The sequence below is a fragment of the Microcoleus sp. B4-C2 genome (assembly GCF_036705265.1).
Taxonomy (GTDB): Bacteria; Cyanobacteriota; Cyanobacteriia; order Cyanobacteriales; family Microcoleaceae; genus Microcoleus.
In genome coordinates, this window is the sequence record NZ_JAUBUB010000142.1 from 1,726 (window position 1) to 11,102 (window position 9,377).

The following is a 9,377-nucleotide window of genomic DNA, read 5'->3' on the forward strand; positions in this document are numbered from 1 at the left end:
TAGCCTACAGTGAAAGAATCAGGGGAGAGAAAGCAGAGAATATCGAACTGGCGATCGCATCTTACACTGCTGCATTAACCGTCTACACCCGCGATGCCTTTCCCAAAAAATGGGCTATGACGCAAAATAATCTGGCAATAGCCTACAGTGAAAGAATCAGGGGAGAGAAAGCAGAGAATATCGAACTGGCGATCGCATCTTACACTGCTGCATTATCCGTCCTCACCCGCGAAGCTTTTTCCGAGTATTGGGCAACGACGCAAAATAATCTGGCAGCAGCCTACAGTAACAGAATCAGGGGAGAGAAAGCAGAGAATATCGAAGTTGCGATCGCATCTTACACTGCTGCATTATCCGTTTACACCCGCGATGCTTTTCCCGAAAATTGGGCCCAGACGCAAAATAATCTGGCAAATGCCTACAGTAACAGAATCAGGGGAGAGAAAGCAGAGAATATCGAACTGGCAATCGCATCTTATACTGCTGCATTATCCGTCTACACCCGCGAGGCCTTTCCCGAAGATTGGGCTGGGACGCAAAATAATCTGGCAGTAGCCTACCGTGACAGAATCAGGGGAGAGAAAGCAGAGAATATCGAAGTTGCGATCGCAGCGTTAAACTGCGCTTTACAGATTTCACCTGACAACCATGAACTTTGGCACAACCAGGGTATTGCTTTGGAAAATTTGGGTAGATATAAAGAAGCGATTAATAGTTATGAAAGATATTTAAACATCCAACAAATGATTGGAGATATACAAGGAAAAGCTAATGCTCTAAACAGCTTAGGCAGCGTTTACTATAAATCTGGCAAATACGAAGATGCAATCGAATTTTATAAGCAATCTCTAGAAATTGCAAGAGAGATAGGCAATAGACCAGAGGAAGCTACTGCTCTAGGCAATTTAGGCAACCTTTACTACGGATTAGGCCAATACCAAACGGCGATTGAATTTCATCAGCAATCTCTAGCAATTGCAAGAGAGATAGGCAATAGGCAATGGGAAGCTACTTCTCTAGGCAATTTAGGCAACATTTACTACGGATTAGGCCAATACCAAACGGCGATTGAATTCCATGAGCAGTCTCTAGTAATTGCAAGAGAGATGGGTGATAAACAAGGGGAAGCTACTTCTATGAATAATTTGGGAAACATCTACTCTGACAACATACTAGGTGAACGTTCGGATAATTTAGAGAAGGCAATAAATTTTTATAAAGCCGCATTAGATATAGGAAAATTAGATGATTCTCCCGATCCGACTAATCTAGCAGCTAGTCTCAACAACTTGGCAAGTTCATACGAGGCACAAGGAAGTTATGACAAAGCCGAGCAACTTTACCTCGAAGCACTAAAAATTGTTCAAAAAAGCTTACCATCTGAACATCCCCAATTAGCTACCAACCTCAATAACTTAGCTAATTTGTACATGAAGCAGGGACGTTACAGTGAAGCAGAGCCACTCTACCATGAAGGACTGGCAATTGTTCAAAAGAGTTTAGGTACTGAACATCCCCAATTAGCTACCAACCTCAATAACTTAGCTAATTTGTACATCCAGCAGAGACGTTACAATGAAGCCGAGCTACTTTATGTAAAAGCCCTGGAAATTGCCCAGAAAAGCTTACCACCTGAACATCCTCAATTAGCCACCCATCTGAATAATTTAGCTAATTTGTATAGAGAACAGGGACGCTACAGCAAAGCTGATGCTCTCCTCGAACTCAAAACACTTTGATTATCCACAGTAAAGCCAGCTCAATAGTGTATAGTTCAAAGAAATTAAAAAGCAAATATGACAGATCCTATTTACATAAAAACATCCATCTCTATAGACTATAAACAACTAGAAGCTCTGGCAGATAATAGCCATAAATTAAGTGTTTTTTATCTCCAAGAGTCTTACTTACCTGATGTTGATAGAATTAAATGCTTAAAAGATGCCGATCAGGCTATTACAAATAGCCTTACTGTGAAAGACTTGCTGCGTGATCTTTGCCCTGACGATCAATCTAAAAGAGATTTTGACAAAAATAATAATCCTTTCCTCGTTCAGAAAATTAAAATTTCCTTGCATAAACAAAATTTTTGTGAAGCATTAGAATTTCTTGAACGTAGCAAAGCCCGTGTTTTAGCAGAGCGTATCAATGAGCGCAATCAAGAAAAATATGAACATATTACCTTTGAAAAAGTTAAAAGTTTGGTTGATAATTATACAGCAATTTTAGAGTGGTTTGTATTCGATAAAGATTGTCTGGGTGTATTTATAGTTTTACCAAAAGAAGAGCGCCCAAAATGTATACTTTATCCCGATATAAATTGGCAGATGTTAGAAAGCTGGGCGGATGCCTATCACAAAAGTTATTATACCCCAGGCTCAGAATGGCGAGATAGATTAGAACAACGCATTATCAACCTCGGCAGTATCCTTCAATTAGAAACTATTATCCGTGACCACCTCCCAAACAGCATTACCAACCTAATCCTGATTCCCCACCGCTACTTGCACCTGTTCCCTCTCCACGCCATCCCGGTTAGTCCGGAAATTTGGCAGCGCTTTCACCCCAATAACCAAAATTGCCCCCTGAATCCCTGTCTCGTTGACTGCTTCGATAATGGAGTTTCCTACGCCCCCAGTTGTCAGCTATTGCACCAAGTCCAAAAATACAAACGGGGTAAATTCGAGCGATTCTTCGCCATCCAAAACCCCACAAATGACTTGTCTGCAGCCGACATGGAAGTAGAAACTATCAAAAATATCTTCCCCAGCCCAGAAATTTTTGCTAAACACAATGCTAAAAAAGGAGAACAATCAGAGTCAAAATTAGAAATAGCCGAAAAAGTCGCCGACAGCCATCATCTGTTCTTTTCCTGTCACGGTTCCTTCGACCCCAACGATCCGCTACAATCTGGTTTAGAACTAGCCGACGGTACTCTCACCCTAGAAGAAATCATCGGCTATTTCAACCTCAGTCAATGCAGCTTAGTCACCCTTTCCGCCTGCGAAACCGGACGAGTCCAACTCGACAACACCGACGAATACATCAGCCTCACCAGCGGTTTCCTACTAGCTGGTAGTCCCAGTTTATACGTCAGCCTGTGGTCAGTAAACCCCCTTTCCACAGCAATTTTACTGATCAAAACCTACGAAAACCTCTACCACCAACCCGGTAAATTCGCCCTAGCATTAAGCCAAGCCCAAATCTGGATGCGAGACACCGACATCCAAGGCTTCCTCGACTGGACAAACCAATGTCACCTCCTAGATACTGACTGGCGAGGAACCTTACAATGCCTCCTGGAAAAGGACAAAGCAACTCAAGGACTCTGTGCTAAAATCTATCAAAACCCCTTTCATTGGGCCGGCTTCTGTGCGGCTGGCAAAGCAGAGCAAAACATGACTAATAGCAGCAATAAAATAGAAATTTTCCAGCAATTAATTCAATCAGATTTCTTTTTTAACTTGAGATATGCCCTAGCTTCTCTCAAAGCTGAATTAACAGACAATGATGACAACAATGTCGAACTTATTGAAAATTGGCTGCAAGATAAGCCAGCAATTAAGTTTCAATACAGGGCTAGGGTGATGAAATCAGAGGAAGTTAAATTACCCAATAAAGGGCAATCAGCCACTAAGCCGGGACAGCAAAGTCAAATTTTGAAAGAAACCCTAGAAAATCTGACGATAGCTGCGGAAAAACCTCCTGAAGCAAATCAAGATACGCCGTCTTCTCCATGAAAAATTTTAGTATCAGTGTTTGTTATTTCCATCTCAATCAGACTTTAGCTGAACCTCCCGATAGAGTTTCACATACAGCCGATTTTATTTGGGAAAAACTGATTAAACTTAGTGAAAAACTGCCTTTCACTGAACTCAAAAATTTAAAATGTAAATTAGTTTGCTACGAATTTGATGAAGAATCCCAGGCTTTCAAACATCAGACAAAAGCCTTAACTTTAATCAATCAATGGCTAACCAAAGAACAAAAGCTGATCGCACTTACTGCGATTCACAAAAATCAATTAGCGATTAGCGGGTATCTGCAACCCTCTCTATGGCATGATACCTACGCTTTCGATCTAACTTTATCTCCCGCCGATGATGAGCGAGATATTGCAGCAGCAGAAATCGATTTATTTGAACCTAGCAGCCTTTTCTTAGACTTTTCCGAAAACACTCTCGGTGAAACCATCTGGCTTTACGGACAAACAGAAATACCTGATACAGAATGTCAAGGCGTAGCTGATGAATTAGTGATAAATCTGCTAAAAAACACTAACTTTACATTTGGATTAGTCGATCAAGGTAACTTGCTCAAAGTTCCCCTATTTGAATATGAAATTAGCCAACCCAATCAACGCAATAAACTCTATCGGATTTTAGTTTGGATCGACAATCAAGGGATATCTCCAGATGTAACCTCTGTTTATGACCCTTTATTTAACTCACTCTTGACTCGCCACAAAATTGAATATGTTTACCAACAAGCGAAAGAAAGTTATATTGCAGCCAGAAAAGCTTACAGCGAACTAGAAGCAAAGATTAAACAATTCAAGCAAGATAAGCCCTTAGAAGAACTGCAAAAACTTCTCGAATCAATGCCAGAACTATCTATGCAGTATCAACGGCAACTGCGAAATCTGCAAGCGCATTATACCACAATCAAAACCAATCATATCAACTATCAAACTTACTTACAAAAATTCTGGCAACCGGGCGATATTCCCAGTTGGCGAGAGTTTGGTGAAAATACCTGCAAGCGCTATCTCGACCAAATAGAAATCTACCTCAGTTATATCCAGCCGGGTAAAGACTTGATCGGCGAATTTATCAATACATTGCGGGGTTTGGTGGAAATAGAACAAGCCAAGTCCGATCGCAATTTACAAAACACGATTCAAGCAGTCGGTACCGGCATCGGTGTCGGAGTCGGCTTTGCCGGAATCTTAGCAGCCGGCTACCCCTTAATCGAAAAACCTTGGGATTTCCCTTCTCCCCAACATCCTCTGCTTCCCCCGCATCCCTTCATTATTGCCGTTGTACTTAGTTGTTTATCCGGTGGAGGCTTCGGATGGTTGGCTTGGTTTGTCACTAAACGCTACCTCAATCGTAAATCATCAAATCAGCAGACAAGTTTACCTAGTCCCCAAAATCAACTTCCCTCTGGGGATGGGTAATCGCCCTCTGCTTTCTTTGTTAATTACATTTTCGCAGTCATATTCTCGCGACTTACTGATAAATCTGTTTACTCTTTAACAACTTCCATCAACTCCTCAATCAAAACATCGAGCGTGCGAGCTATCTTTTGAATGGATGTGATATCAACCGTTGCTAGTCCTTCCGATCGAGCATAGTGCCTGACTGTGCTGTACGGAACCTCCGATCGATCGGCAACATCCTTTAGCGTCCATCCTTTTTCGTCAGCCAACTCTCGGATTCGGAACCTAACTAAGCCCATTCTACTTGACAAACGATAAGTATCTATGTTTTTAATTCAAACACAATAGTCGATCGACAGCTAAAGAGTATTTTGTAGGGTGCGGATCTGTCAGAAGTTTGATCGCACTTAAAGATATCTGATGAATCTGCACCCGATCGTACTCGATCGACTTTCTAGAAAAACCACTCAATACAAAACAACTGCCGACAGCCAAAACCGTCAACAGTTGTTTTACATATTCAATGCGGATGGCGAGACTCGAACTCGCAAGGACATATTGCCACACGCACCTCAAGCGTGCGCGTATACCAATTCCGCCACATCCGCTCTTTCTAGCAATCTCCGGGATTTTTGCGTTACCAGTTAAAGATTTACAGGTTGAGGTTCCTGACATTTAACTCGTAACTTGCCCTTTGACACCGCCGATTTACAATCATAGCACCACTACCAGCAAAATGTAAAATAAATTTTTGTGAACAATTTCTGGAAAACGATTATCCAGAACATACCGAAAGGCATTATTGTACAGAATATTGAGTGAATTAAGCAGCGAAGATGGGGTTCTCGAAAATTTTAATCGCTAATCGGGGAGAAATAGCTCTCCGCATATTGCGGACCTGCGAGGAAATGGGGATTGCCACGGTCGCCGTACACTCCACCGTAGATAAACACGCCCTGCACGTCCAGTTGGCAGACGAAGCCGTTTGCATCGGCCCCCCCACCAGCAGCAAAAGCTATTTAAACATCCCCAACATCATCGCGGCAGCCCTGACACGCAACGCCGCAGCCATTCACCCCGGTTACGGCTTCCTCGCCGAAAACGCCCGATTTGCCGAAATCTGCGCTGACCATCAAATTACCTTCATCGGCCCTTCTCCGGCAGCGATGCGGGCGATGGGCGATAAATCCACCGCCAAAGAAACTATGCAGCGGGTGAAAGTCCCCACAGTACCCGGTAGCGAGGGATTGCTGGCCGACGATCGCGAAGCTTTGTCGATCGCCCGCGACATCGGCTATCCTGTGATGATCAAAGCCACCGCCGGCGGTGGAGGCCGCGGGATGAGGCTAGTGAGAGAAGCATCCGAACTCCCCAAACTATTCTCAGCAGCCCAAGGCGAAGCCGACGCAGCCTTCGGCAACCCCGGACTTTACCTCGAAAAATTCATCGAAAAACCCCGGCACATCGAAATCCAAATCCTCGCCGACAACTACGGTAACGTCATCCACCTCGGCGAGAGAGATTGTTCGATTCAGCGGCGGCACCAAAAACTCCTCGAAGAAGCCCCCAGCCCCGCCCTCAGCCAGAAACTGCGAGATCAAATGGGTCACGCTGCCATTGCCGCAGCCAAATCCATCAACTACACGGGTGCGGGCACTGTCGAATTTCTGCTTGACAAATCGGGCAAGTTCTACTTCATGGAAATGAACACCCGCATCCAAGTGGAACATCCCGTCACCGAGATGATTACAGGTCTGGACTTGATAGCCGAACAAATTCGCATCGCCCAAGGAGAAAAACTGCAAATCAAGCAAAACCAAGTAGTTCTCAACGGCCACGCGATCGAGTGTCGCATCAATGCTGAAGATCCCGATCGCAATTTCCGACCCCACCCCGGCATAATCAGCGGTTATTTGCCTCCTGGTGGCCCCGGCGTGCGGATGGACTCTCACGTCTACACCGATTACGAAATACCCGCTTACTACGATTCTTTAATCGGTAAAGTAATTGTATGGGGGCGCGATCGACCAACAGCCATCCGCAGGATGAAACGGGCATTGCGGGAATGTGCTATCACTGGCGTTCCTACCACCCTCAGCTTCCACCAAAAAATCCTCGATTCCCCCGAGTTTCTCAGCGGCGAAGTTTACACGAATTTCGTCGAACAGTTCTTGAACCAAAACAGTCATTAGTCAATCGATTTTGGATTTTAGATTTTGGATTTTGGATTGAAAGATTGAAGAAAGCAACCCCACGGATCGATCCGGGGGTTTTTACCAAGCCTGCTTTCAGTCAACAGTCAACAGTCAACCGCCAACAGTCAACAGTCAACCGCCAACTTCTACATCATCATTGTCAGCAGCCCTTGCTGGCCGAGAATCATTTCTCGCAGCAAGCTACAGATACCCACCCAAATAATCGGCGTAATGTCCACCCCGCCGATCGGCGGTACAATCTTTCTAGTTATGGCTAAAAAAGGTTCCGTGGGCCAAGCAATCAGACTCAACGGCAATTTGCTCAGGTTCACCTCGGGATACCAAGTCAGAACGATCCGAAAAATAAACAGCAAAGTCATCACGACTAGGACAGAGCCCAGAATCCAACTTGCAACGGTAATACCAGTCATGGGTCTTATCTCGAAATTTTAAGTTTTGTTAAGTCAGCCCTTCAGAATTTTAACCGTTTCACAGGTGCGATCGAAAGTATAAAATTAATAAAAATCAAATTGTTGTAACAAAGGCTTTGAATCTATGACTCCTTCTCTCGCGAACTTTTTGTACAGCCTGCTGGTGGGCGTGGTGGTTGTAGTGCTTCCAGCAACGATCGCCCTGATCTTCATCAGCCAAAAAGACAAAATCAAGCGCACCTAAAAAGTCAGCGGGTTTCTAAGTCCGGCGCTGCAAGTCAATTTTCGGCTACACGTCGGGCATTTCCCCGATGCGAGAAACCTCGGCTGCCAGCAACTGTCAAGGCAAAACCTTCAGTTGACTGCCAAGCTGAGGTTTTTTCCCGTTAAACTCATTATTATACTGACTTCCCAAGCTGAAACCCTGACCGGACTCTGCCCCAGAAAGCACCGTCGGGCTGACAGACTTAATGATAGATGTAAAATCTAACTCGCTAACATAGGAAAGACATAGGAGATAGGCTAATGGTCAATTTAGGATTGAACTGGAGCAGCCTGTTAGGGATTATCCTAGCAGTAGCAGGGGCAGGACTGTATTTTCTGCGATCGTGGCGTCCCAAACTAGCCCGAGACCACGATATTTTTTTTGCAGCAGTCGGCTTGCTGTGCGGCGGTATTCTGTTATTTCAAGGATGGCGGCTTGACCCAATTTTGGCATTCGGTCAATTTCTGTTGACTGGTTCCGCCATATTTTTTGCAGCAGAAAGCATTAAGCTGCGAGGAGCGACCACAGCCCAAGCCAAAAGTCGCGCCCAATACGTAGATGAAGACCGACCGGTCAGCAACGCCTACGGTTACGACGGCTACGATGCCGACATGGAACAGCTAGAACCAGAGGAAGACTATCCGCCGCGTCCCCGCATCAGAGGCAGCCAAGACTACCGTTCTTCTCGGGAAGCCTACGACGACGAACCCCGCCGCCGCCCCTCGAATCGCAACGGCAGCGTTAATACCGGACGGCCCGAGTCGGGCGATCGATCCTCGCGCAAACGTCCCTCTCGCCCAGAAGCCCCGCCTGCCCAAGAGTCAGACAACTGGGACGTTTCAGACAACCCCGAAGAAAGACCGACCCGCAGCCGCAGCAGTCGCCCCCCTGCTTCGGAAAACCGCAGTTCCGATACGCCGCCGAGAACCAAAAAACCCCGTCCTACGGAATCATCCAGGTCTCGCCCCAGCAACCGCGACGTGGAAGCACCGCCGTCAGACTACGTGGAGTATCGACCTGTAGAATACCCGGAAGACCAACCGGATAATTCCCCCAGTTTCGACAAATAGGCAAACACTAAGTAGATGGGTGAAACTAAACTTTTCTCGTGCCCGCAGGCAAAAAAATAAGTTGCGTTTATTGATGCCCATCTACTTATTCTTCAGATATTAAAGTGCTTCAAAAGACTGTAAATTGCGAGGGTGAAACCCCAAACCAACGGAGATATACACAAATAATATCAAATCCGTTATACCAATTTAATATGAAGCTGCATAGAATAAAGCTTCAAGAATGAAAGTGTAAGAAGATAGTGAACTGATTTC

Annotated in this window: 9 protein-coding genes and 1 tRNA gene; 6 read left to right on the forward strand and 4 right to left on the reverse strand. The window is 45.0% G+C overall.

Annotation, left to right across the window (positions count from 1 at the left end; translation table 11 throughout):
- The 3 genes from QUB20_RS26780 to QUB20_RS26790 form a co-directional block, all read left to right on the forward strand.
- On the forward strand, window positions 1-1,739 hold a 1,739-nt coding region (locus tag QUB20_RS26780; protein WP_333250964.1), incomplete at its 5' end, for a tetratricopeptide repeat protein.
- Between the two features lie 57 nt (window positions 1,740-1,796).
- Window positions 1,797-3,740, forward strand: coding sequence for a CHAT domain-containing protein (locus tag QUB20_RS26785; protein ID WP_333250961.1), 1,944 nt, complete (start codon window positions 1,797-1,799; stop codon window positions 3,738-3,740).
- Entirely contained in the window at window positions 3,737-5,179 is a 1,443-nt protein-coding gene (locus QUB20_RS26790; RefSeq protein WP_333250958.1) for a hypothetical protein, read from the forward strand. Before QUB20_RS26785 ends, QUB20_RS26790 begins: the two co-directional genes overlap by 4 nt.
- 68 nt (window positions 5,180-5,247) lie before the next feature.
- Here QUB20_RS26790 and QUB20_RS26795 read toward each other — a convergent pair whose 3' ends face one another.
- The 3 genes from QUB20_RS26795 to QUB20_RS26805 form a co-directional block, all read right to left on the reverse strand.
- Window positions 5,248-5,460, reverse strand: coding sequence for a helix-turn-helix domain-containing protein (locus tag QUB20_RS26795; protein WP_006634859.1), 213 nt, complete (start codon window positions 5,458-5,460; stop codon window positions 5,248-5,250).
- A 31-nt stretch (window positions 5,461-5,491) separates the two neighbouring features.
- Window positions 5,492-5,665, reverse strand: coding sequence for a hypothetical protein (locus QUB20_RS26800; protein ID WP_333250955.1), 174 nt, complete (start codon window positions 5,663-5,665; stop codon window positions 5,492-5,494).
- A gap of 20 nt (window positions 5,666-5,685) precedes the next feature.
- Window positions 5,686-5,769: transfer RNA gene (locus QUB20_RS26805), tRNA-Leu, on the reverse strand.
- 228 nt (window positions 5,770-5,997) lie between these two features.
- Between QUB20_RS26805 and accC the strand changes: the two genes are divergently transcribed.
- On the forward strand, window positions 5,998-7,353 hold the full coding sequence (gene accC, locus QUB20_RS26810; protein WP_333250952.1) for an acetyl-CoA carboxylase biotin carboxylase subunit: 1,356 nt from the start codon (window positions 5,998-6,000) through the stop codon (window positions 7,351-7,353).
- Window positions 7,354-7,502: 149 nt separating this feature from the next.
- On the opposite strand, the gene QUB20_RS26815 is transcribed toward accC, so the two are convergent.
- The gene (locus tag QUB20_RS26815) at window positions 7,503-7,787 is read right to left on the reverse strand and encodes a YggT family protein (RefSeq protein ID WP_333051898.1); all 285 of its coding nucleotides are present in this window, start codon (window positions 7,785-7,787) and stop codon (window positions 7,503-7,505) included.
- Between the two features lie 124 nt (window positions 7,788-7,911).
- Between QUB20_RS26815 and psbX the strand changes: the two genes are divergently transcribed.
- Window positions 7,912-8,031, forward strand: coding sequence for a photosystem II reaction center X protein (gene psbX, locus QUB20_RS26820; protein WP_333051895.1), 120 nt, complete (start codon window positions 7,912-7,914; stop codon window positions 8,029-8,031).
- Window positions 8,032-8,312: 281 nt separating this feature from the next.
- Complete coding sequence (locus tag QUB20_RS26825) at window positions 8,313-9,122, forward strand: Ycf66 family protein (protein WP_333250950.1); 810 nt, start codon at window positions 8,313-8,315, stop codon at window positions 9,120-9,122.
- Window positions 9,123-9,377: the final 255 nt, after the last annotated feature.

Excerpts from the sequence above, each read along its gene's own strand:
- QUB20_RS26825 (WP_333250950.1), top strand. The coding sequence starts at position 8,313 with ATGGTCAATTTAGGATTGAACTGGAGCAGCCTGTTAGGGATTATCCTA.
- QUB20_RS26790 (WP_333250958.1), top strand. The coding sequence starts at position 3,737 with ATGAAAAATTTTAGTATCAGTGTTTGTTATTTCCATCTCAATCAGACT.
- QUB20_RS26785 (WP_333250961.1), top strand. The coding sequence starts at position 1,797 with ATGACAGATCCTATTTACATAAAAACATCCATCTCTATAGACTATAAA.
- psbX (WP_333051895.1), top strand. The coding sequence starts at position 7,912 with ATGACTCCTTCTCTCGCGAACTTTTTGTACAGCCTGCTGGTGGGCGTG.
- accC (WP_333250952.1), top strand. The coding sequence starts at position 5,998 with ATGGGGTTCTCGAAAATTTTAATCGCTAATCGGGGAGAAATAGCTCTC.
- QUB20_RS26795 (WP_006634859.1), bottom strand. The coding sequence starts at position 5,460 with ATGGGCTTAGTTAGGTTCCGAATCCGAGAGTTGGCTGACGAAAAAGGA.
- QUB20_RS26815 (WP_333051898.1), bottom strand. The coding sequence starts at position 7,787 with ATGACTGGTATTACCGTTGCAAGTTGGATTCTGGGCTCTGTCCTAGTC.